Origin of the sequence: Diaminobutyricimonas aerilata (genome assembly GCF_002797715.1) — a bacterium.
In the GTDB taxonomy this organism is placed as follows: domain Bacteria; phylum Actinomycetota; class Actinomycetes; order Actinomycetales; family Microbacteriaceae; genus Diaminobutyricimonas; species Diaminobutyricimonas aerilata.
Genome location: NZ_PGFF01000001.1, coordinates 2,765,011 through 2,786,857 on the forward strand (window position 1 = coordinate 2,765,011; position 21,847 = coordinate 2,786,857).

At 70.7% G+C, this 21,847-nt stretch carries 20 protein-coding genes; 9 read left to right on the top strand and 11 right to left on the bottom strand.

Translation table 11 applies throughout. The annotated features are described in order from the left end of the window. Positions 1–3: 3 nt before the first annotated feature. Positions 4–156 carry a toxin-antitoxin system YwqK family antitoxin gene (locus tag CLV46_RS16725; RefSeq protein ID WP_157802332.1) on the bottom strand — a complete coding sequence of 51 codons (153 nt, stop codon included), beginning with the start codon at positions 154–156 and terminating at the stop codon, positions 4–6. A gap of 318 nt (positions 157–474) precedes the next feature. On the opposite strand from CLV46_RS16725, the gene CLV46_RS13310 reads away from it, so the two are divergent. From CLV46_RS13310 to CLV46_RS13330, 5 genes are all read left to right on the top strand, one after another. Then, positions 475–897: a YciI family protein gene (locus CLV46_RS13310; RefSeq protein ID WP_100365223.1), complete on the top strand. Its 423-nt coding sequence runs from the start codon at positions 475–477 to the stop codon at positions 895–897. Positions 898–924: 27 nt separating this feature from the next. Beyond that, complete coding sequence (locus CLV46_RS13315; protein ID WP_100365224.1) at positions 925–2,160, top strand: RNA polymerase sigma factor; 1,236 nt, start codon at positions 925–927, stop codon at positions 2,158–2,160. A gap of 328 nt (positions 2,161–2,488) precedes the next feature. Further along, a complete protein-coding gene (locus CLV46_RS13320) occupies positions 2,489–3,187 on the top strand; it encodes a serine protein kinase RIO (RefSeq protein WP_245866857.1) in 699 nt (232 codons plus the stop codon). Positions 3,188–3,238: 51 nt separating this feature from the next. After that, on the top strand, positions 3,239–3,628 hold the full coding sequence (locus CLV46_RS13325) for a MerR family DNA-binding transcriptional regulator (protein WP_100365226.1): 390 nt from the start codon (positions 3,239–3,241) through the stop codon (positions 3,626–3,628). A gap of 12 nt (positions 3,629–3,640) precedes the next feature. After that, a complete protein-coding gene (locus CLV46_RS13330; protein WP_100365227.1) occupies positions 3,641–3,967 on the top strand; it encodes a thioredoxin family protein in 327 nt (108 codons plus the stop codon). 4 nt (positions 3,968–3,971) lie between these two features. Here CLV46_RS13330 and CLV46_RS13335 read toward each other — a convergent pair whose 3' ends face one another. Continuing rightward, positions 3,972–5,189, bottom strand: coding sequence for an MFS transporter (locus CLV46_RS13335; protein ID WP_100365228.1), 1,218 nt, complete (start codon positions 5,187–5,189; stop codon positions 3,972–3,974). Between the two features lie 144 nt (positions 5,190–5,333). On the opposite strand from CLV46_RS13335, the gene purU reads away from it, so the two are divergent. From purU to CLV46_RS13350, 3 genes are read left to right on the top strand one after another with little or no spacing between them, the layout of a single operon-like run. After that, entirely contained in the window at positions 5,334–6,188 is an 855-nt protein-coding gene (gene purU / locus CLV46_RS13340) for a formyltetrahydrofolate deformylase (protein ID WP_100365229.1), read from the top strand. 13 nt (positions 6,189–6,201) lie between these two features. Beyond that, positions 6,202–7,332, top strand: coding sequence for an N-acetylglucosamine-6-phosphate deacetylase (nagA, locus tag CLV46_RS13345; RefSeq protein ID WP_100365230.1), 1,131 nt, complete (start codon positions 6,202–6,204; stop codon positions 7,330–7,332). A 53-nt stretch (positions 7,333–7,385) separates the two neighbouring features. Next, positions 7,386–8,777: a glucose-6-phosphate dehydrogenase gene (locus tag CLV46_RS13350; protein ID WP_100365231.1), complete on the top strand. Its 1,392-nt coding sequence runs from the start codon at positions 7,386–7,388 to the stop codon at positions 8,775–8,777. Between the two features lie 13 nt (positions 8,778–8,790). On the opposite strand, the gene CLV46_RS13355 is transcribed toward CLV46_RS13350, so the two are convergent. From CLV46_RS13355 to CLV46_RS13390, 8 genes are all read right to left on the bottom strand, one after another. Further along, positions 8,791–9,561 (bottom strand): glucosamine-6-phosphate deaminase, encoded by a 771-nt coding sequence (locus tag CLV46_RS13355; RefSeq protein ID WP_100365232.1) that lies wholly within the window; start codon positions 9,559–9,561, stop codon positions 8,791–8,793. Next, on the bottom strand, positions 9,561–10,463 hold the full coding sequence (locus CLV46_RS13360; protein WP_100365233.1) for an ROK family protein: 903 nt from the start codon (positions 10,461–10,463) through the stop codon (positions 9,561–9,563). The genes CLV46_RS13355 and CLV46_RS13360 overlap by 1 nt, the downstream gene beginning before the upstream one ends. After that, on the bottom strand, positions 10,460–11,854 hold the full coding sequence (locus tag CLV46_RS13365) for a glycoside hydrolase family 3 protein (RefSeq protein WP_245866859.1): 1,395 nt from the start codon (positions 11,852–11,854) through the stop codon (positions 10,460–10,462). The genes CLV46_RS13360 and CLV46_RS13365 overlap by 4 nt, the downstream gene beginning before the upstream one ends. 2 nt (positions 11,855–11,856) lie before the next feature. Next, entirely contained in the window at positions 11,857–12,765 is a 909-nt protein-coding gene (locus CLV46_RS13370; protein ID WP_425430412.1) for a carbohydrate ABC transporter permease, read from the bottom strand. Then, positions 12,762–13,739, bottom strand: a complete 978-nt coding sequence (locus CLV46_RS13375) for a carbohydrate ABC transporter permease (protein ID WP_100365235.1) — start codon at positions 13,737–13,739, stop codon at positions 12,762–12,764. Before CLV46_RS13375 ends, CLV46_RS13370 begins: the two co-directional genes overlap by 4 nt. Positions 13,740–13,836: 97 nt before the next feature. Beyond that, entirely contained in the window at positions 13,837–15,099 is a 1,263-nt protein-coding gene (locus CLV46_RS13380) for an extracellular solute-binding protein (RefSeq protein ID WP_100365236.1), read from the bottom strand. Between the two features lie 70 nt (positions 15,100–15,169). After that, positions 15,170–16,309 (bottom strand): ROK family transcriptional regulator, encoded by a 1,140-nt coding sequence (locus CLV46_RS13385; protein ID WP_100365237.1) that lies wholly within the window; start codon positions 16,307–16,309, stop codon positions 15,170–15,172. Between the two features lie 133 nt (positions 16,310–16,442). Then, positions 16,443–20,042, bottom strand: a complete 3,600-nt coding sequence (locus CLV46_RS13390) for a S8 family serine peptidase (protein ID WP_100365238.1) — start codon at positions 20,040–20,042, stop codon at positions 16,443–16,445. A 303-nt stretch (positions 20,043–20,345) separates the two neighbouring features. On the opposite strand from CLV46_RS13390, the gene CLV46_RS13395 reads away from it, so the two are divergent. Next, positions 20,346–20,774 carry an Hsp20/alpha crystallin family protein gene (locus CLV46_RS13395; protein ID WP_100365239.1) on the top strand — a complete coding sequence of 143 codons (429 nt, stop codon included), beginning with the start codon at positions 20,346–20,348 and terminating at the stop codon, positions 20,772–20,774. 58 nt (positions 20,775–20,832) lie between these two features. On the opposite strand, the gene CLV46_RS13400 is transcribed toward CLV46_RS13395, so the two are convergent. After that, positions 20,833–21,798, bottom strand: a complete 966-nt coding sequence (locus CLV46_RS13400) for a malate dehydrogenase (protein ID WP_211282202.1) — start codon at positions 21,796–21,798, stop codon at positions 20,833–20,835. Positions 21,799–21,847 lie beyond the last annotated feature (49 nt).

A 21,847-nucleotide genomic window follows, 5' to 3' on the forward strand; every position in this document is an offset into this window, starting at 1 on the left:
GGCTCAGGGAACGCAACACCCCGACCATTTGCCGTGCACCCACTCGCCCTCGTCCATGAGCCCACCGGTCGCATGCCAGCGCCGCCAGAACTCGTGCTGCCGGCCCTCGACGAACGTGCCCTTCTGCAGCAGCACCCCGTTCTCGCGCCACCACACCCACTCTCCGGTGAAGACCCGTCCGCGAACTGTCCGCGCGCCTTCACACGACCGTTCCGGTACCGGTACTCGCAGGGCCCCGAAGTCACCCCACCCGCGGAATGTTCCACGGCGTCGAGGGAACCGTCCGCGAAACGGGTGCGGCGTTCCCCATCCCCGGGCGGCGTGGTCGTCGACATGGAGGACGTCAACGAGCGACGACCGGTCCGTGGAAAAAGCCGCAGAAAAAATCCGCAGCCGATGTCGATCCGCGATCCGGCCGTTCGACGCGATAGTAGAAGGAGCCGACCGGCACCTCAACGAACGAGGAGACATCCCATGAAGTACATGCTCATCATGCGCGCGACCGCCGAGGCCGTGGAGGCGTACAAGGACATCGACTTCGAAGAGGTCATCAACAAGATGGGCGCCTACAACGAGTCGATGATGAAGGCCGGAGTGCTGCTCGCCGGCGAGGGCCTCTCCGACACCGACCAAGGCTTCGTCGTCGACTTCTCGAGCGAGAAGCCCGCCGTCACCGACGGCCCCTACGGCGAGGTCCACGAGCTGTTCAACGGCTTCTGGATCATCCAGGTCTCCTCGAAGGAGGAGGCGATCGAGTGGGCGTCACGCGCTCCGCTCGGACCGGGCAGCAAGCTCGAGGTGCGCCGCGTCACCGAGATGGAGGACTTCGCCGACTTCGCCGACAACGAGTACCTCAAGAAGGAGGAGGGCTGGCGGGCAGAACTCGGCACCGACTGACCGACGGCCGCACGGCGAGGAACGACGATGACGGACATCCGGCGCACCGTCGACGCGGTGTGGCGCATCGAGAGCGCCCGCATCGTCGCGACCCTCGTGAAGATGGTCGGCGACGTCGGACTCGCCGAGGATCTCGCGCAGGAGGCGATCGTCGACGCGCTCGCGCAGTGGCCGGAGTCGGGCGTCCCGCAGAACCCGGGCGCCTGGCTCACGGCCGTCGCGAAGCGCAAGGCGATCGACGGATGGCGCCGCCGCGAGCGCCTCGACGACCGCTACCGCACGCTCGCACACGAACTCGACGAGTCCCGCGCCGACGAGTGGGAACCGATCGACGACGACGTGCTGCGGCTCATCTTCACCGCCTGCCATCCGGTGCTGAGCCGCGAGGCGCAAGTGGCCCTCACGCTCCGCATCGTCGCGGGTCTCAGCACGGAGGAGATCGCACGCATGTTCCTCGTGCCGGTCGCCACCGTGCAGCAGCGCATCGTGCGGGCCAAGAAGACGCTGTCCGCCGCGAAGGTGCCGTTCGAGACCCCGGAGCCCGCCGAGTGGAAGAGCCGCCTGAACGGGGTGCTCGGCGTCATCTACCTCGTCTTCACCGAGGGTTACGCCGCCACCTCGGGCGACCGCTGGATGCGCGTCGACCTCGCGCACGAAGCGCTGCGACTCGGCCGTGTGCTCGGCGGACTGCTGCCGCGCGAGCCGGAGGTGCACGGCCTCGTCGCACTCATGGAGTTCCAGGCCTCCCGCTTCGCCGCCCGCACCCACCGAGACGGAACGCCCATCCTGCTCGCAGATCAGGATCGCTCCCGGTGGGATGTCGCGCAGATCCGCCGCGGCAGCGCCGCCCTGGCGCGAGCGGATGCGGTGGGTCGTGGCCGTGGGGCGTATTCGCTGCAGGCGGCGATCGCCGAATGCCACGCGACCGCCCCGAGCGTGGAGCAGACCGATTGGGAGCGCATCGTGCTGCTGTACGAGGCACTCGGGCGACTCGCTCCGAATCCGGTCGTCGAACTCAACCGCGCCGTGGCCGTGTCGATGGCGACCGGTCCCGCGTCGGCGCTGCGCCTCGTCGATTCCCTCGCCGAAGAGGGCGCGTTGCGTGGATCGCACCTGCTGCCGAGCGTGCGCGGAGAACTGCTCGCGCGTCTCGGCCGCGTCGACGAGGCACGCTCCGAGCTCGTCACCGCGGCAGAACTCGTCGGCAATGAGCAGCAACGGCAGGTGCTGCTCGCCAAGGCCGCCGCCCTGAAAAGCCTCTAGCGCTGCGCGCGCGGAAGGTCTACAGTGACCGTGGTTCACCACGCATGCGAGTCGAGAAAGGGGTGTGTGAAAGATGACCGTCTACTTCGTGACGTCTCCCACGTCCACATCCCCCGAGGTCTCCGCGCACTGACCCCTTGAGACCGATCCTCTGAACGATCGGCTCCCGCGGTGACCTCCCTTCCCGGAGAACACCACCGTGACTTTTCGTGACGATCCACTCGTCTTCAGCTTTTCCACTATCGAGCCCGGTGACGGGCAACGCTGGTCCACCTGGCCGGCGACCACCCCATCCGAACGCGGACCGCGCCCCTGGCCGGCTTGGCTCGTGACCTCCGCCGGCGCGATCGACACCGAACTGGGTGTCGTGAAGGGCGGTAAGGAGGCCGACGTGTTCCTCATCGAACGCGCCGTGCCCGACGACCCGACGCAGAGCACGATCCTCGCCGCCAAGCGTTATCGAGGTGCCGAGACGAGCGACTTCCACCGCTCCTCCCAGTACGTCGAGGGACGCAAGATGCGCAACACCCGCGACTCGCGCGCGCTCGCGAAGAAGACCTCCTACGGGCGGTCGGTCGCGTCCGCCCAGTGGGCGTACGCGGAGTTCGTGGCGTTGAGCGCGCTGTACGAACGCGGCGTGGCGGTGCCGTACCCGGTGCAACTCCACGGCACCGAGGTGCTCATGGAGTTCATCGGCACCGGCATGTCCGCCGCGCCGCGCCTCGCGCAGATCCGCGGCACGGATGACGAACTGGCCGACCTGTTCGAGCAGGTCGTCGAGATCATGCGCGGCTTCGCCCGCGCGGGCTACGCGCACGGCGACCTGTCGCCGTACAACCTGCTCGTGCACGAGGGACGCGTCGTCGTCATCGACCTGCCGCAGCTGGTCGACGTCGTCGGCAACCCGGCCGGCATGACGTTGCTCGAACGGGACTGCCTCAACGTCTGCACCTGGTTCACCCGGCGCGGGCTCGAGCGCGATCCCGGCGAGCTGCTCGGCGACCTCGTCGTCGAACTGTTCGGATGACGATGCGGCCGGCTTGACCTTGCCCCTGAGGGCAGGGTCTATCGTCGCCGCATGAGGATCGGAGAACTCGCCCGGCGGGCGGGCGTGACCGTGAAGGCCGTGCGCTACTACGAGTCGCTCGGCTTGCTGAGGGCCGGTCGTTCGGCGAACGGCTACCGCGATTTCGACGAGGTGCACCTCGCGCTCGTGCGCGAGGTGCACCTCCTCGGCAGCCTCGGCATCCCCGCCGACGAGACCCGCCCGTTCCTGGACTGCATCCTGACGGGCAACTCGCGCGGGGATGACTGCTCCGAGTCGCTCGAGACCTACCGGGCGACTCTCGCGACCCTCGATGACCGCATCCGCGACCTCGCCGCTCGACGCGACCGCATTGCCACGCTGCTCTCCGCGGCGGACGAGCGGAGCACCCCACGCTGCGAGTTCAGCACGACCATCGTTTGAGGAAAGGGAACCATGTCCGCTCTACCCGAGGTGACCGACGCCACCTTCCGCACCGAGGTGCTCGACGCCGACGACACCGTGCTCGTGAAGTCCTGGGCCGACTGGTGCCCGCCGTGCCGGGCTCTCGACCCCATCCTCGACACCCTCGCCGCCGAGCAGCACCCGGGACTGCGGATCGTCGGCATCAACGCCGACGACAACCCGCGCATCGCCGCCGAGTACCGCGTGCTCGGCCTGCCGACGATGAAGGTGTTCCAGGGCGGGGAGGTCGTGAAGACCGTGCTCGGAGCGAAGCCGGCCCCCGCGCTGCGGGCGGAGTTCGCCGACTACCTGCGCTGACCCGTCAGGCCGAGCCGTCCCGTCGCACGTGATGGTACTGGGCCCGCAACCGCGCGCCGTCGCTGAGTGCCACGAAGAGCAGTCCCGCGGCGACGAGCCCGATGAGGGTCCACGGGAGCACATCGATCCCGGCGGCGTCGAGCAGGCTGCCGCCGAGGATCGCCCCGCCCCCGATCGCGATGTTGAACGAGGTCGTGATCCACGCCGAGGCGACGTCGCGGATGCGCGGCGAGGCGGAGTGCAGCATGCGGGCATGGAAGAGGGAGGGCAGCCCGCCGAACGCGATGCTCCACGCGACGAGACCGGCGATGACGACACCGGGACTGCCCGCACCGAGCGAGAGGGTCGCCACCGCGACCGTGACCCCGGCGATGAGCCCGTAGGCGGTGGCACGCGGGTACCGGTCGCCGAGCGCACCGGCGAGCACGAGCCCGACCGCCCCCGCCGCGCCGTAGACGAAGAGCAGTCCGCTGACGGCGTCCTCCGGGAAGCCCCCCTCGCGGATGAGCCACGGGGCGATGTAGGTGTAGAACACGTTCTGCCCGGTCATGATGAACAGCACCGAGACGCACACGATGATGACGGCGGGCACCGTCGGGTCCTTCCGCCCGGGCAGGGTGATCTCCCCCGTCGCCGGCTGGTGGAGGTGCTGCACGGGGGGCAGGAACGCGATCACGAGCAGCATGAACACGACCACGACGGCGCCCATCACGAGGAATGCGAGACGCCAGCCGAGGGCGTGACCGAGCGCCGTGCCGAGCGGCACCCCGAGCACGAACGCGATCGTGCCGCCCGAGTTCGTGACCGCCACTGCACGCGCGAGCTGGTGACGCGGAACGAGATGGGCGGCGTACGGACCGGTCACGGCCCAGAACAACCCGTGGGCGAGTCCGCCGATCACGCGGGCGACGACGAGCAACTCGTAGGTGGGGGCGAGGGCGGCGAGCACGTTGCCGAGCGCGAAGACGGCGAGCAGCAGCACCATGAGCCACTTGCGCGACAGCCGTTGCGTGATGATCGTCAGCGGCGCGGTGCTCACGACCACCGTGCCCGCGAAGATCGTGACCAGCAGGCCCACCTTCGACTCGGACACGTCGAGGTCGCGGGCCATGTCGGGCAGCAGCCCGGTCGGCAGGAACTCGCTCGACACGGAGACGAAGATCGCTCCGGTGAGCACGAGCAGACGGAACAGGGGGAAGGTCGAGACCGAAACGGCGCTCATCGGTGTGCTTTCCAAGTGAGGGTGGTGGCTCGGTCGCCGGCCGCGGGATGCGCGTGCCGCGGCATCCCTTCCACCCTAACGACCGTCCGGCGAGCGGGAGGCGTGCTGCGGCCGGAGGCGACGACGGCCCGCTACTGTGGGCCCGTGACCGACGCGACGCACTGGATCCTCACGCTCGTCTGCGAGGACCGGCCCGGGATCGTGCACGCCGTGAGCGGCGCGATCGTCGAGGCCGACGGCAACATCACCGAATCGCAGCAGTTCTCGAGCGGCGACACCGGCAAGTTCTTCATGCGACTGCAGGTCGAGTCCGCGGCGACCCGCGAGCGATTCGAGCAGGCGCTCGCCCCGGTGACCGAGCGGTACGGCATGACCTGGCAGCTGGATGTCGTCGGGCGTCCGCTGCGCACGCTCGTGCTCGTGTCGAAGGCGGCGCACTGCCTCAACGATCTCGCATTCCGGCAGCGTGCCGGGCAGCTCGCGATCGAGGTGCCGCTCGTGCTGAGCAACCACGACGTGCTCGCCGGTCTCGCCGAGTTCTACGGGCTGCCGTTCGAGCACCGGCCGGTGACGGATGCGGAGAGCAAGGCCGCGTTCGAACGCCGGGTGCTCGAGGTGGTCGAGCAGCACGACGTCGAACTCGTCGTGCTCGCCCGGTACATGCAGATCCTCTCCCCCGAGCTGTGCGACGCGCTCGCGGGCCGCATCATCAACATCCACCACTCGTTCCTGCCCGGGTTCAAGGGCGCCAACCCGTACCGGCAGGCGCACGCGCGTGGCGTGAAGCTCATCGGGGCGACGGCGCATTTCGTGACGAGCGACCTCGACGAGGGCCCGATCATCGAGCAGAACGTCGTGCGGGTCGATCACTCGAAACCGCCGGAGGAGCTCGTCGCGATCGGTCAGGACGTCGAGTCGCGCACCCTGACGCAAGCGGTGCGCTGGTTCTCGGAGGACCGCGTGCTGCTCGACGGTGCCCGCACGATCATCTTCCAGTGAACGGCGGTCCCCGATGAGCGTGCTGATCCGTGACGTGCGGCTGCTGGATGCCCGCACCGACGAGCCCGGATGGGTGCTGTTCGACGGAGCCGCGATCGCGGCGACCGGCACCGGCGCGGCGCCCGACGCCGACGACACCGTCGACGGCGGCGGGCGCACCCTCGTTCCCGGATTCATCGACCTGCACGAGCACGGCGCGGGCGGCCACTCCTTCGACGACGGCCCCGACGCGATCCGGGCGGCACTCGCCGTGCACCGGGCGCACGGCACCACCCGGTCGGTGATCAGCCTCGTCACGAACCCGGTCGACGTGCTCGAGAGCAGCCTGCGCGGGATCGCCGAGCTCAGCGCGACCGACCCTCTCGTGCTCGGGGCGCACCTCGAGGGTCCGTTCCTCGCCCCCGAGCGTCGCGGCGCGCACAACGTCGACTTCCTGCGCTCCCCCGACTCCGACACGATCGAGCGCCTGCTCGCGGCGGCCGACGGATCGCTGCGGCAGATCACGATCGCCCCGGAACTGCCCGGAGCGCTCGACGCGATCGAGCGCCTCACCGCCGCGGGCGTCGCGGTCGCCGTCGGGCACACCGAGGCGGACGCCGACCGCACGCGCGAGGCCTTCGACCGCGGGGCGCGACTGCTCACCCACGCGTTCAACGCGATGCCGGGCATCCACCACCGCGCGCCGGGTCCCGTCGCGACGGCGCTCGCCGACGAACGGGTGGTCGTCGAACTCATCCTCGACGGCGAGCACGTGCATCCGGATGTCGCCGCGCTCACCTTCGCCGCGGCCCCCGGCCGCGTCGCCCTCGTGACCGACGCGATGGCCGCCGCCGGCGCGCACGACGGCGACTACCGGCTCGGCTCGCTCAACGTGACGGTCGAGAACGGACTGGCCGTGCTGAGCGGCACCCACACCATCGCGGGGTCGACCCTCACCCAGGACGCCGCGCTGCGGTTCGCGCGGGAACGCGTCGGGGTCACCGACCGCGCCGCGGTCGAGGCGGTCACGCTCGCGCCTGCCCGCGCCCTCGGGCTCGACGACCGCCTGGGGCTGTTGGCGCCGGGCTACGCCGCGGACGCGGTGCTGCTCGAGGCCGACGGGAGTGTCGCGCGAGTGTGGGGCGACGGCTCCCCGATCGCCTGAGAGCCGCGTGGCAGTCGCCGCGTCGACGTGCCGGCTCCCCTAGCATCCGGACCATGACGACCGAACCGGCGACCCTCATCGTTCTCGGCGCGAGCGGCGATCTGGCCTCGCGACTCCTGCTCCCCGGACTCGGCGAGCTGCTCGCCGCCGAACCCGAGCGGCAGCTGCAGCTCATCGGGGCGGGCGTCGAGGAGTACGACGAGCCGGCCTGGCGCGACCGGGTGCGCACCGCGTTCGAGAGCGCGGGGGCGTCGGGCGAGGCGGTGGACCGCGCGCTCGAGTCCACCGTGTATCGCACGACGGACGTGACCACCGTCGACGACCTGCGCGAGCTGATCGCCCTCGCCGAGCATGCCCCGGCCCTCTACTTCGCGCTGCCGCCCGCGGTGACCGTGCGCGCATGCGAGCAACTGCGCGAGGTCGACCTTCCGGAGGGCACGACGCTCGCGCTCGAGAAGCCGTTCGGCAGCGACGCCGCCTCGGCGGCGGACCTCAACCGGCTGCTGCTCGAGCTCGTGCCCGAGGAACGTATCCAACGCGTCGACCACTTCCTCGCGCGCGCGACCGTGCTCAACCTGCTCGGCTTGCGGTTCGCGAACCGCACGATCGAGCCGCTGCTCAGCAGCGAGCACGTCGAGAGCATCGAGATCGTCTACGACGAGGACCTCGCCCTCGAGAACCGCGCGCGGTACTACGACAAGGCGGGCGCACTCGTCGACATGATCCAGAGCCACCTCCTGCAGGTGCTCGCGCTCCTGACGATGGAGGCACCCGGATCGCTCTCGGCCGAGGAGGTGCGCGACCAGAAGGCGATCGTGCTGCGCGCGACCCGGTTGTGGCGCGGCGACCCGGCGCTCTCGAGCCGCCGCGGTCAGTACGGGGCGGGGCGCATCGGCGACCGCGACCTGCCCGCATACGCCGACGAGCCCGGGGTCCACCCCGCCAACGCCACCGAGACGCTCGCCGAGATGACCGTCGAGGTCGCGAACTGGCGCTGGACGGGAGTGCCCATCCTGCTGCGGTCGGGCAAGGCGATCGGCACCACGCGCAAGGAGATCCTCATCACCTTCCGCCCGCCGCCCCGCGTGCCGGACGGCTTCTCGGGCGAGGTGCGCCAGGACCGCCTGCGGCTGACGTTCAAGCCCGACGGGATGGCGTGGGAGATCAACGTCAACGGTCCCGGCGATCCGTTCACGATCGACCCGGCCGAGATCGCGGCCGACTTCAACCCCGGCGCGCTGCCGGCGTACGGCGAAGTGCTGTCGGGCATCCTCGCCGGCGACCCGCTGCTGTCGGTGCGCGGCGACTCGGCCGAGGAGTGCTGGCGGATCGTCGAACCCGTGCTCGACGCGTGGCGCCGCGGGGACGTGCCGCTCGAGACCTACCCGGCCGGGTCCGCCGGCCCGGACGGCTGGTCTGAGCGACCGATCCCCGGCGTCGACTGACCGCCGAGCGCGCTCAGCGCTCGAAGTCGAGCCGGTTCTCCCACGCGAATCGGTGGTAGTCGGCGTGCGCGAGCCGCGACGCGGCCGCCTCGTCGACGATGACCATGACCTCCGGGTGCAGCTGGATCACCGAGCCGGGCAGGCTCGAGGTCACCGGTCCCTCGACCGCGCCGGCGACCGCTTCGGCCTTCGCCTCGCCGAACGCGAGCAGCACGAGCCGCCGGGCGCGCAGGATCGTGCCGAGGCCCTGCGTGATGCAGTGCCGCGGCACGTCGTCGAGCGAGTCGAAGAAGCGCGCGTTGTCGAGGCGGGTGCGCTCGGTGAGCGTCTTGATGCGCGTCGGCGACGCGAGCGACGAGCCCGGCTCGTTGAAGCCGATGTGTCCCGTGCGGCCGATGCCGAGGATCTGCAGGTCGACGCCGCCGGCCTCGGCGATGGCGCGCTCGTAGCTCTCCCCCGCCTGCGCGAGCGGCCCGCCGTCGTCGCCCGGCACACGCACGAGATCCGGATCGAGTCCGAGCGGCTCGACCACCTCTCGGGTGATGACCGCGCGGTAGCTCTCCGGGTGCCCCGGCGGCAGGCCGATGTACTCGTCGAGCGCGAAGCCGCGCACCGCGCTCAGGTCGAGCCGCCGTTCGGCGAGCGCCCGGTACGTCGACAACGGAGTGGATCCCGTGGCGAACCCGAGCACCGCATCCGGTTTCTGCCCCACCACGGCGGCGATCTGAGCCGAGGCGAGCCGACCCGCCTCCTCCTCGTCACGCACGATCACGACTTCTGCCATCAGATCCTCCCTACCAGGGCCGCGCCGACGGCGGCGGCCGGGAATCCGTCGGGGACGAGCTGCACGCGACCCGCGAGCCCGAGCGAGGCGAGGAACGGCGAGTCGCCCGACCAGCGGTCGAGCACGGCCCGCACGTCGTTCAGGAGCGGCTCGCCGAGCGAGCTGAGCCCTCCCCCGATCACCACCGAATCCACATCCACGGTGAGCACGAGCAGCCGTACCGCCGCGGCGACGTTCTCGACGAGACGATCGCGCACCGCCGTCGCCTCGGCGTCGCCGGCGGCGGCCGCCGCGAAGAGGGCGCTCGCGGGGCTCGGGTCGTCGGTCGGCCATTGCCGGGCGATCGCCGATCCGGACGCGGCGGTCTCGAGGCACCCGCGCTGACCGCAGACGCACACGACGCCGTTCGGATCGACGGGGATGTGCCCGATCTCGCCGGCGATGCCGTGCGATCCGCGCCACAGCCGCCCCTCGATCACGAGGCCGGCGGCGAGTCCGGTGCCGAGGTTGAGGTACGCCATCGAGTGGGTCGGGTCATGCTCGAGCAGGTGGTAGGCGCCGAGCGCGGCGGCGTTGACGTCGTTCTCGACGCGCACGTCGCGACCGAGCCGCGCGGTGAGCTGCCCGCCGAGTTCGAGCCCCTCGAGGCCGAGGTTCACGGCGTGCGCCACCCGCCCTGAGGCGCTGTCGACCGCGCCGGGGATGCCGATGCCGATCGACTCGAACTCCCCCGCGCGGATGCCGGCGAGCTCGGCCAGCCGGGTGACCGCACCGAGTGCGGTCTGCAGCACCGCATCCGGACCGAAGCCGGTGGGCACGCGGAAGCGCTGGGCGAGGGCACCGTCCGCGGCGATCGCCACCGCATCGGTCTTGGTGCCGCCGATGTCGATGCCCGCTCTCACCGCACGCTCCCGTCGAGGGCCTGCACGAGCGCCTCGGCGACGTGCCGCGAGGCGCCGAACGTCGCGAGGTCGCTGTAACGGCGGTCGGGTGCGGGCCAGCCCATGTCGACCACCACGGTACCGGGTCGCTCCGTACGGGCGCGGTCGATCAGTTCGCGCACCCAGGCGTGCCGGTGGTTGTCCTTGCCGATCAGCACGAGCTGGTCGGCCTCGGGCAACGGCTCCCCCTCGGCGACGTGCCGCACGGGGGCTCCGACGGCGGCGGGTCCCCACGGCGCGACGCCGATCGCGATGTTGCGCGTCGTCTCGAGCTGCACGAGCAGCCGGTCCGGGTGGAGCGCGGGCAGTTCGCCGTCGAACGCGCCGCGGGTCGGCGCGGTGTCGAACGGCACGTCGTCCGCTCCGTCCGCCGGGGGCACGGGGGCCGCTCCGAGCTCGCGCACGCGGGTCGCCGCCCGCGCGAGGCGCTCGGCGGGCAGCCGGCCGTCCGCCACGGCGTCGACGATCGCGTCCTCGATCGAGGCGAGCTCCTCGTCGCTGTTGTCCGTACCGATGCACAGCAGGTCGGCGCCGGCGACGAGCGCACGCACGGCGGCCTCGGGGATGCCGTGCTCTCCGCTCGCGCCGACCATGTCGAGCGCGTCGGTCACGATGACCCCGTCGAACCCGAGTTCGTCGCGCAGGAGTCCTTCGAGGATGCGCCGCGAGAAGGTCGCGGGCTCGTCTGCGTCGAGCTGCGGCAGCAGGATGTGCGAGGTCATCACGGTCCGGGCGCCGGCGGCGATCGCCGCACGGAACGGCGCCAGTTCGCGCTCGCGCAGCACCTCGACGGGCGCATCGACGACGGGTAGCGCGAGGTGCGAATCCGCGGAGGTGTCGCCGTGGCCGGGGAAGTGCTTGAGGCACGCGGCGACGCCGGTGGACTGCAGGCCGCGCACCCACGCCGCGGCGTGGCGGGCGACGAGCCCGGGGGCGGCCCCGAAGCTGCGCACACCGATGACGGGATTGTCGGGATTGGAGTTGATGTCGACGTCGGGCGCGAGGTCGAGGTTGATGCCGACCGCCGCGAGTTGTGCGCCCACCGCGCGGGCGACCCGTTCGGTCGCCGCCTCGTCGTCGATCCTCCCGAGCACCGCGTTGCCGGGGAACGGAGAGCCCGTCGCGTAGTGCAGGCGGGTGACGTCGCCGCCCTCCTCGTCGATCGAGACGACCGCGGCGGGGTTGGCGGCGCGGATCTCGGCGGTGAGCTGCGCCACCTGGTCCGTGTCGCGCACGTTGTCGCCGAAGAGGCACACCCCCCCGAGGCCCGCCCGCAGGCGGTCGCGCACCCATCCGGGCAGCACGGTTCCCACGAAGCCGGGCATGAGCACCGCGGCCGCGTCGTCGCGCACGCTCATCCCTTGACCGCCCCGGCCACGAGACCCGAGGTCATCCGGCCCTGCACGATGAGGAAGAACACGATGACCGGGATGGACATGAGCGTCGACCCGGCCATGATCGCGGCCCAATTGGTGGTGGTGGTCGCCTCCTGGAAGGTGCGCAACCACACGGGCAGCGTCTGGCTGTCGGGTCGGCTCATCACCACGAGGGCGAGCACGAACTCGTTCCAGGCCTGGATGAACCCGAACACGCCGGTCGCGACGAGGCCCGGGGCGAGCAGCGGGAAGGTGACCCGCCAGAACGCCTGCATGCGCGAGCATCCGTCGATCATCGCCGCCTCCTCGAGCTCGAGCGGCACACCGTTCACGAAGCCGCGCAGCGTCCAGACCGTGAACGGCAGCACGGTGGCGACGTAGACGAGCGAGAGCCCGGCGAGGGTGTTGAGCAGCTGCCAGTCATCGAGCACGCGGTAGGTCGAGATGAGCATCGCCTCGCCCGGGATCATCTGGATGATCAGGATGGCGACGATGAACGACCCGCGACCGCGGAACCGGAATCGCGTCACTGCGAGGGCCGCGAGGAACGCGAAGACGAGCGCGACGGCGACCGTGATGAGGGTGACGGCGAGTGAATTCCCGAGCGCCGGGAGGAACGGCGACCGGGTGTCGCCGAACAGCACGAGCTCGTAGTTCTTGAAGGTGAACTCGTCGGGCCAGAAGTGCGGCACCGCCGTGCGGGTGAGGTTGTTCGGCAGCAGCGACGTGTTGATCATCCAGTACACGGGGAACGCCGAGACGAGGAACACGATCACGGCGACCGCGCTGAGCACGACGCTCCCGACGCGGCGGCGCCTGCGTTCCGGGCTGGTCCGGCGGCCCGTGCTGCCGGCACGGGCCGGGCGGGCGGTGGCGAGCGCGGTCACAGCTCCTCCTCGCGGATGGTCTTGCGGACGTAGAAGAACGAGACGGCGAGCAGGATGACGACGAGGATCACGGCGGTCGCGCCGCCGATCCCGTACTCCCCCGTGCCGAGCGAGGTCTTGTAGATGTAGACGCCGATCGTCGAGGTCTGCTCCCGCACTCCGCCGATGCCCTGCAGGGCGTAGATCTGGGCGAAGACGCGCATGTCCCAGATGATCGAGAGGATCGTGAGCACCACGAAGATCGACCGCAGGTACGGGAAGACGATGAGCCGGAAGCGCTGCACGCTCGTGGCCCCGTCGAGCTGCGCCGCCTCGAGCACTTCTCCCGGCACCTGGGTCAGACCCGCGTAGAGCGAGAAGGCGACGAACGGCACGGCTCCCCAGGTGACGATGACGGTCGCGACGGCGAAGAAGCTCACCGGGTCGATCAGCCAGGAGTGGCCCATGAAGTCGATGCCGGTCAGCTGGGTGAGCGTGTAGTTGACCACGCCGAACTGCGTGTCGAAGAGCCAGCCCCACACGATGGTGGCGGTGAGCGCCGGCATGGCCCAGGCGAGCAGCAGCCCGACCGAGACGAGCAGCCGGAAGAAGCGGTTGAGGCGCGTCATCATGAGCGCGACGAGCGTGCCGAGGACGATCGTGAGGGCCACGTTGACGATGCAGAACGCGATGCTGCGGGTGAGCACCGCCCAGAACTGCTCGTCGCCGAGCACCTCGATGTAGTTGTCGAGCCCGTTGAAGGGGGCGGGGGCACCGAAGGCCTGGGCACGCCCGTACTCCTGGAACGACATGATGAGCAGCTGCACGAGCGGCCAGCCGATGACGGCGGCGAGCACGGCGATGCCCGGGACGAGCAGGACGAGCGGGGTGAACCGGCCGGCGCGGCGGCGCGGCGGCGGGGGCACGCGGCGCACCTCCGACGCGAGAGGGTCGACCTCCTGCAGGGCAGGGCCGGCCTCGGGGGCGAGGGTCATGTGGGAACGCTCCTATTAGTCTGGATGCGCCTTCACCTTCCTAGGGCGATGGCGCCGGGGGCGGTCGGCGCGCACACGCCGCCCGCCCCCGGGTGCATCAGTCGCCGCTCAGGATCTGGTCGATCTCGCCGTCGAGCTCCTCCGCGAGCGCCTGGACGTCGCCGCCCTGCGCGATGTTCACGAAGAAGTCGGTCAGCAGACCCGACGCCTCGACCTCGGCCCACTGCGGAGCCGGCGGGGTCAGCTTCGCGTTCGCCGCCGCATCCGTCTGCGCCGTCGCGACCTCGTCGCTGCCGATCGTGTCGGCGAGCGAGAGCTTGGCCGGCACGAGGCCCGCCTCACCGAGGATCGTCTGGTACTCGTCGCTGAGCATGATCTTCAGCGCCTCCTTGGCGAGTTCGGGGTGAGCCGACTTCGCCGAGACCGCGATGTTCGATCCTCCGGCGAAGACCTTGGCGGCCCCGCCGTCCTTGCCCGGGAGGGCGAAGACGCCGAGGTTGGCCTCCTGGTCGGGGCACCCGGGCGCATCGGCGTCGGCCGGCGCGAGGATCGACCACTTCACCCAGCTGGGGGCGGAGAGCTGCGCGACCGTGCCGGCGCAGAAGGGCACCTGCGGGTCGGTCTCGTTGCCGTCCTTGGGGGCGAGCGACGCGTTCTGCATCACCTGCTGCACCTGCTCGAGACCCGCGATCGACTCGGGGCTCGAGAAGGAGCTCTTCCATCCGTCGCCGTCTTCGACCGCGATCTCGCCGCCGTTCTCCCAGATGTAGGGCAGGGCGTTGTACCAGTCCTGTCCCGGGAAGTAGATGCCCGAGACGGGGTTCGCCGCGGCGAGCGCCTCGCCGTTGGCGATGTACTCGTCGAGCGTGGTCGGCACCGACAGTCCCGCGGCCGCGTACAGGTCCTTCTTGTAGAAGACCAGGCGCGAGCCGGAGTAGTACGGAGCGGCGTAGAAGGTGCCGTCGTAGGTGCCGGCCTCGACGAAGCCGGGCAGCAGGTCGTCGCCGCCGAGATCCTCGTACTCGTCGCTGAGGTCGAGGAACGCGCCGACGGACGTGAACGCGGGCGACTGGGTGTTGCCGACCTCGACCACGTCCGGGCTGTCACTGCCCGACAGGCTCGTGGTGAGCTTGTCGACGAGCCCGGTCCAGCTCTGCTCCTCGATCGTGAGGGTCGAGCCGGGGTTCTCCTTCTCGAAGGTGGTCTTGAGGTACTCGCGCGCCTCGTCGGGGGTGTCCGTGCCGTTCAGCCAGACGCGGATCTCGGCGGACTCGTCGCCTCCGGACGAACCGCCGGACGCACAACCAGCCAGGGCGAGAGCGGATGCGGCCAGCAGGCCGACATATCCGAGCTTTCTCATCGTGAGTGCTTTCCTTTCCTAGGGCGTGGCGCCGGCCGGGGTGCCGGCACCTCGTGGTGCATGGGAGCTCTTACGAGACCCCGAGTCGTCCTGACAGCACCATGGCGGCGGCGCCGCGCATGACGATGTCTCTGCCGAGGGCGGTCATCCGCAGAGTGAGATCGCCGTGGAACTCGGCCATCGTGCGCCTGCGGAGGGTGTCGACGGTCGCGCGGGTGAGCGTTCCGTCGAGCAGTTGCGCCGGGCCGCTGACGACGACCTCGGCGAGATTGAGGGCACCGACGACCGGTGCGAGGGCGATGCCGAGCCGCTGCCCGGCTTCGGTGAGCACGGCCTCGCGGTCGGCGTCGGTGGTCGCCGCGGCGAGCGCGGCGTCGAGTCGCGGTGTCGCGAGCCAGGTCTCGAGGCAGCCGTGCTTGCCGCACGCGCAGGCGGCACCGCCGTCGGTGCCGACCACGACGTGTCCGATCTCGCCCGCGGCGAAACGGCTGCCGAAGACCGGGGTGCCACCGAGCACGAGGCCGGCGCCGACACCGTGGCCGATCTTGACGAGCATCATGTCGCTCAACGCGCCGCCGAAGCTGTGCTCGGCGAGGGCGGCGGCGTTCGCGTCGTTCGCGACGACGACGGGCAGGTCGAACCGCTCGGCGAGCAGGCCCTGCAGGTCTTCTCCGCTCCAGCCGAGGTTCGGAGCGCTCAGCACGACCCCGCCGAGGTCGACGACACCGGGCGATCCGACGCCGATGCCGAGCACGGGTCGGCTCGCGTGGGTGAGGAGCGTCTCGATGAGGGCGACGACCTTCGCCGTCGCCTCGGTGCCGGTGCTGCCGGCGAGCGCGAGCTCCTCGCGGTGCAGCACGCCCCCGTCGATGCCGAGCACGGCGCCGCTGAAGGTCTCGGCTTCGGAGAGGTCGACGCCGACGATGTGGAACGCCTCGCGGTCCATGTCGATGAGGGTGGCCGGCTTGCCGGGGCGCGCGTCTTCGCGCTGACCGAGTTCCACGACGAGTCCCTCGCCGATGAGTTCGGCCACGAGGTCCGAGACGGTCACGCGGGTGAGGCCGGTGGCCCGGGCGACGTCGGCGCGACTCTGGCTGCCGGCGCGGTACAGGGTCTGCAGCACGAGCGCCCGGTTGTTCTGCCGTGCGTGCTCCGGCAGGACCTTGCGCGTCGGGCGGAGAGCCCGGCCGTCCGCATACCCCGTTGTCATGTTTGTTAGTAAAGGTTACGAACATTCTCGGACGCAAGGGGTTCGCCCGAGGTTTACCAGTTCGTAACATCCTCCGACATGCGCCGGCGCCCTCCCCGCCGAAGCGGAGAGGGCGCCGTTCACTGCGGACGGACTACAGGATGATCCAGACCTGCTTCGACGCGCTCTTCGAGCCCGCCGTGGTCTCGTCACCCGAGTAGGTGGCCGAGACGACGTGCAGGCCGCGCGAGAGCTTCGGCAGACGGAAGCTCGCGCGCCCGTCCTCGCCGATCGACGCCGGGACGTCGTAGCTCTTGCCGTCGACCTTCACGGTCAGCGTGCCGCCCGGGGCCGTGTCGGCGCCCGAGGTCACCCGCAGGTTGACCGTGACGCGCTGCCACGAGAAGGCCACCTGCGGCGACACGGCGATGCCGAGCTTCGAGGCGTACTTCACGAGCACCGGCTCGGAGGTGGCCGTGGCCGGGTCGAGGCCCTCGCCGGTCGCGGTCACGACGACCGTGAGCTCGGAGCCCTCGTCCGCCGCGGTCACGACATAGGTCGACGACGTCGCTCCGGCGATGTCCTCGCCGTCACGCTGCCACTGGAAGGCGAACTCGAGCCCCTCGGTGTCCCACTCGCCCGGGTTAGCCGTCAGGGTCTGGCCCGCGACGGGCGTTCCCTCGATGGTCGGCGGAGCGGTGTTGACCGGGGTGTCCGGGCCCGGCGCCTCGCCGGTCTCGACCGAGATCGCCGTGGCCTCACCGGTGTCGCCGTACGAGACCAGGCCGAGGTAATCGCTGTTCGGCTGCAGCCCCGTCCATGACGCGGTGTAGGTGATCGGCTGGCCCTGCACCGCGGCGAGCACGGCCGGGTCGAGCGTGAGCGGAGCCGCACCCTCGGGCACGACGTTCGTCGTCACGAGATCCCACGCGGTCGACGGGTTGGCGGCGAACACCGACACCTCGACGAGGTAGGTCCCCGCCTCGGGCTCCGGCAGGTCGACGCGCTCGTCGGCCGCACCGGTCGCCGACTGCCAGCCGGCGACGGGGTCGCCCGCGTCGTCGAGCAGGTAGACCACGAGGTCGAGGTCGGCCGTGTCGTCGAGCGAATCGAGATCGAATCGCGACCACGCGGTGCCCTCGGGCACCTCGACCGTGTACTCCACCAGGTCGCCGCGCGATCCGGAACCGGAGTGCTCCGGCTCGGCGCCGCTCGGGTCGGGGTGGCGCACGCCGGCGCTCAGGCCGGTGGTGCCGAGCACGATGTCGCCGGTGCCGCCCGGGGTGACCTCGACCTGCACCGATCCGTCGACGCCCTCGCCCGCGACCTCATCCGGAGCCACGATGGTGACCGGCTGGATCGCGATGGGGCTGCGCACCTCGGTGTCGCCGCTCGTCCAGGTCAGCGACCCGGTCGAGAACTCGTCGAGGGGCGCCGTCGTGCGGTTGAACGTGACGGTGTAGTCGTAGCTCTCACCCTCGACGACCTCGAGAGTCGACGGCTCGACGGTCACGTCGATGCCCTCGAGTCCCGCGACGCTCGCCGTGAACGTTCCACTCTGCGTCGCCGTCACCGTGCGGGTGACGGTCTCGGCGGCGGTCAGCGCACCGACCGCGATCGAGGCGAGGTTGAGGTTGCTCGGATCGATGGGGTCGACTCCGGCGTCGTAGCCGATGCCCTGGATGTACGCGAGCCAGTCGCCGATGCCGTTCTGGTAGACCAGGCCGGGCTCGAAGAACTCGGTCGGGTCCACGTGACCGGCACCCTGGGCGAACGGGTCGGTGAACTGCTCGCCGTTCTCGTCGACGGTGTCGTAGGCGGTGGTCATCAACGCCGACTTCACCTCGGCCGGCGTCGCGTCCGGACGCTCACCCAGGTAGAGGGCCGCGAGTCCCGCGATGTGCGGGGCCGCCATCGACGTGCCGGAGAGGAAGCCCCACTGCGGGTCCTCGCCCTCGGCGTTCGCCTCGGCAGCGAGGATCGCCACGCCGGGCGCCGCGATGTCGGGCTTCAGGATGTCGGAGCCGTCCGCCAGCACCGGACCGCGCGACGAGAATCCGGCGACCTGCGGGGTCGGCGGCGTGTAGTCGGTCTGGTTGCCGGGCGTGAAGGTGACCGTGGCTCCCGGCGTCTGCGCGTAGGCGGTGACCGCCGCGTAGTACCGGTCCGAGAGGTGGATGGTCGGGATGGCGTGGAGGTCGACGTCGATCGAGTTGGGCGTCGGGTTGACCAGCAGCACTCCGATGCCGCCCGCATCCGCGACGACCTGCGACTTCTCCGCGCGGGCGTTGCCGCCGCGCTCGCACAGCACGATCTTGCCCTCGGTGAGGGCCGGGTCGAGCGTGCCGGGGAGGCACAGTCGCGCGTCCACCGCACCGGCCACCGCGACCGAGGTCGCGGTCACGAGCGGTCCGCTGAGCGGCTCGGCACCTTCCGTGCGGTCGACCGTGATCGACAGACCGGCGTACTTCTCACCGTTGCCGAGGGTGGCCGTGGCCTCGTAGCTCGGGATCGTCGTCGCGGCGACCGTCGTGATCCACGGCGACGCGTTGTCGAGGGTCGAGGCACCCGGGCCGTCGTTGCCGGCCGACGCCGCCACGAAGATGCCCGCCGCGGCCGCGCCGAGGAACGCCTCGTCCGTGGCGGAGATGGTGGTCTGCGCCGCGCCGCCGCCGATCGAGAAGTTCAGCACGTCGACGCCGTCTTCGACCGCCTGGTTGATGGCGGCGAGCATGTCGGAGGTGGTGCAGCCGTCGTCGGCGGTGTCGGCCGGATCGGGGCCCGACCAGCACACCTTGTACGCCGCGATCTTGGCGGCCGGGGCGACACCGGTGATCGTGTCGTATTCGACTCCGCCCACGGTGGCCGGCACGTCGATGTTGCCGACCGCGGTGGATCCGGTGTGCGAGCCGTGCCCGTCGCCGTCGCGCGGGGAGACGTATTCGCCCTGCTCGACGCTGCCGAGGTTGGATTCGCCGAAGCCCTGCAGGAAGTAGCGGGCGCCCACGATCTTGGTGGAGCAGTCGTCGACGGTGAACTGCACGCCGGTCTGGCAGGCACCGGTGAAGGTGTCGCCATCGCCCTTGGTGTAGGTGATCGTCTCACCGTCGCGGTACGGCGCGTCGCCCGGCTCGGTGCCCAGCGGATCCCCCGCGAACGACGGGTTCTCGGGCGCGATGCCGGTGTCGAGCACGCCGACGACGACGCCCTCACCGGCGGTCTCGACGCCGCCCGTCTCGGCCCAGACGCCCTCGGGCCCCTCGAGACCGAGGAACTCGGTCGAGGGCACGGCCTCGGTGACGTGGAGCATCTCGTCCGGGGCGACCGCGGCGACGTTCTTGTCGGCCGCGAGGCGCGCCGCCTGCTCGGCGGTGAGATCGGCGCTGAAGCCGTTGAGCGCGAGCGTGTAGGAGTAGTCGATGTCGGCGCCGACGGCGGCGGCGACCTGCTCCTGCTTCTCGGTCAGGTACCCGGCGTAGTCCGTGACGGGGGCGCGGCGCGCATTGAGCTGCTCCCCCTCCTCGGGCTTGGTGGCGCCGAAGCCGCGCACGCCGCCTTCATAGGTGGCGACGGCGTCGTCGACGAGCGTCACGATGTAGCGACCGGGTTCGAACGCGGTCTGTCCGCGCCCGCCGATGGAGGCGGGCGTGGGGGCCGCCACGGCGGGGGCCGCGACGAGCGCCGACGCGACCACCGCACCGCCCGCGAGGGCGGAGACGAGCAGCCGCGATGGGGCGCGGAGGGATCGACTCACAAGCAATTCCTTACTCGAGACAGAAACAAGAGAGGTGGTGCTGTCGAGCAGTCGGGTCTGCGCGTGAGCACAAAAGTATCTGTCAGATCCCCCCGAACGGGGGTAGACCGCCACAGCCGCACGATCGTTGCGCGAGGCCGATCCCCACGCAACGGATATCGGCGCGCTTGCAACATCCACGCTCGAGATCTTCCCGGCGTTCGCCCAGGGCGAAGGGAATGGAACTTAGCACTCTCGGGTTGAGAGTGCTAACATTTCCGTAGTTGAGTCACAGGGACTCAACCTGGAACCAAGGAGTACATCATGACCGTGTTCTTCGACCCGTTCCGCGAACTCGACCGCATGACCTCGCGGCTGCTCGACTCCCGTCAGGGTCCGCGGCTCATGCCGATGGATCTTTATCGGGACGGCGATCACTACATCCTCAACGCCGACCTCCCCGGCGTCGACCCGGGGTCGATCGACGTCGACGTCGACGGCCAGCTGCTGACGATCCGCGCCGAGCGCACGCCGCGCAGCCAGGAGGGTGTGCAGTGGCTCAGCCGTGAGCGCGCCTTCGGCAGCTTCCTGCGCCAGTTCACCCTCGGCGACGGGCTCGCCGCCGACGGCATCACCGCGAACTACGACAACGGTGTGCTGAGCGTCATGATCCCGGTGAGCGAGAAGGCGAAGCCGCGCAAGATCGCGGTCAACGCGAGCTCGACGCCGGCTCAGGCCGAGGTCACCGCGTAACGCGACCCGCACAGAAGGGCCCGGATGCTCGCATCCGGGCCCTTCTCGTCGTCCGGCTTCAGGGGATGAGGCCGAGGGAGCGCACCGCATCGCGCTCCTCGAGCAGCTCGGCCACCGAGGCGTCGATGCGTGACCGAGCGAACGCGTCGATCTCGAGACCGTCGACGATGCGCCATCCGGTGCCGTCCGAGGTGACCGGGAACGAGCTGACGATGCCCTCCGGCACGCCGTACGCGCCGTCGGAGATCACACCGGCACTCGTCCAGTCGTGCGGAGAGGTGCCCTGCACCCAGTCGCGCACGTGATCGATCGCGGCGTTCGCGGCACTCGCCGCGCTCGAGGCGCCCCGGGCCTCGATGATCGCGGCTCCCCGGCGTGCGACCGTCGGGATGAAGTCGTCCTCGACCCAGGAGCTGTCGACCGCGACGGGCTCACCGGAGATGCGCGCGTGCGCGAGGTCGGGGAACTGCGTCGTCGAGTGATTGCCCCAGATGGTGACGCGTGACACGTCGCCGACACGGGCGCCCGTGCGCGCGGCGAGCTGGGCGACCGCGCGGTTGTGGTCGAGCCGCGTCATCGCGCTGAACCGGTCCGCGGGCACGTCGGGGGCGTGCGAGGCGGCGATGAGCGCGTTCGTGTTGGCCGGGTTACCGACCACGAGCACACGCACGTCGTCGGCGGCCCGGGCGTTGATGGCCGCGCCCTGCGGGGCGAAGATGGCGCCGTTGGCCTCGAGCAGGTCGCTGCGTTCCATCCCCGGGCCACGCGGCCGGGCCCCGACGAGCAACGCGATCTGCGCACCGTCGAAGGCGGTCCCGGCGTCGTCGAACACGTCGACGGACTCGAGCAGCGGGAACGCGCAGTCGACGAGTTCCATCGCGGTGCCCTCGGCGGCACCGACCGCGGCGGGCACCTCGAGCAGGCGCAACCGCACTGGTTCATCGCCGAGCATGGCACCCGACGCGATGCGGAACAGCAGGGCGTAGCCGATCTGTCCGGCGGCGCCCGTCACCGTGATTCTCATGCCCGGCATGATATTCGCCCCGCACGCGAAAGGGCCCGGATGCAGCGCA

Bases quoted from the DNA above. Each gene is read 5' to 3' on its own strand.
- CLV46_RS13310 (WP_100365223.1), top strand. From the start codon at position 475: ATGAAGTACATGCTCATCATGCGCGCGACCGCCGAGGCCGTGGAGGCG.
- CLV46_RS13315 (WP_100365224.1), top strand. From the start codon at position 925: ATGACGGACATCCGGCGCACCGTCGACGCGGTGTGGCGCATCGAGAGC.
- CLV46_RS13325 (WP_100365226.1), top strand. From the start codon at position 3,239: ATGAGGATCGGAGAACTCGCCCGGCGGGCGGGCGTGACCGTGAAGGCC.
- CLV46_RS13330 (WP_100365227.1), top strand. From the start codon at position 3,641: ATGTCCGCTCTACCCGAGGTGACCGACGCCACCTTCCGCACCGAGGTG.
- CLV46_RS13335 (WP_100365228.1), bottom strand. From the start codon at position 5,189: ATGAGCGCCGTTTCGGTCTCGACCTTCCCCCTGTTCCGTCTGCTCGTG.
- nagA (WP_100365230.1), top strand. From the start codon at position 6,202: ATGAGCGTGCTGATCCGTGACGTGCGGCTGCTGGATGCCCGCACCGAC.
- CLV46_RS13350 (WP_100365231.1), top strand. From the start codon at position 7,386: ATGACGACCGAACCGGCGACCCTCATCGTTCTCGGCGCGAGCGGCGAT.
- CLV46_RS13355 (WP_100365232.1), bottom strand. From the start codon at position 9,561: ATGGCAGAAGTCGTGATCGTGCGTGACGAGGAGGAGGCGGGTCGGCTC.
- CLV46_RS13375 (WP_100365235.1), bottom strand. From the start codon at position 13,739: ATGACCCTCGCCCCCGAGGCCGGCCCTGCCCTGCAGGAGGTCGACCCT.
- CLV46_RS13380 (WP_100365236.1), bottom strand. From the start codon at position 15,099: ATGAGAAAGCTCGGATATGTCGGCCTGCTGGCCGCATCCGCTCTCGCC.
- CLV46_RS13385 (WP_100365237.1), bottom strand. From the start codon at position 16,309: ATGACAACGGGGTATGCGGACGGCCGGGCTCTCCGCCCGACGCGCAAG.
- CLV46_RS13395 (WP_100365239.1), top strand. From the start codon at position 20,346: ATGACCGTGTTCTTCGACCCGTTCCGCGAACTCGACCGCATGACCTCG.
- CLV46_RS13400 (WP_211282202.1), bottom strand. From the start codon at position 21,798: ATGAGAATCACGGTGACGGGCGCCGCCGGACAGATCGGCTACGCCCTG.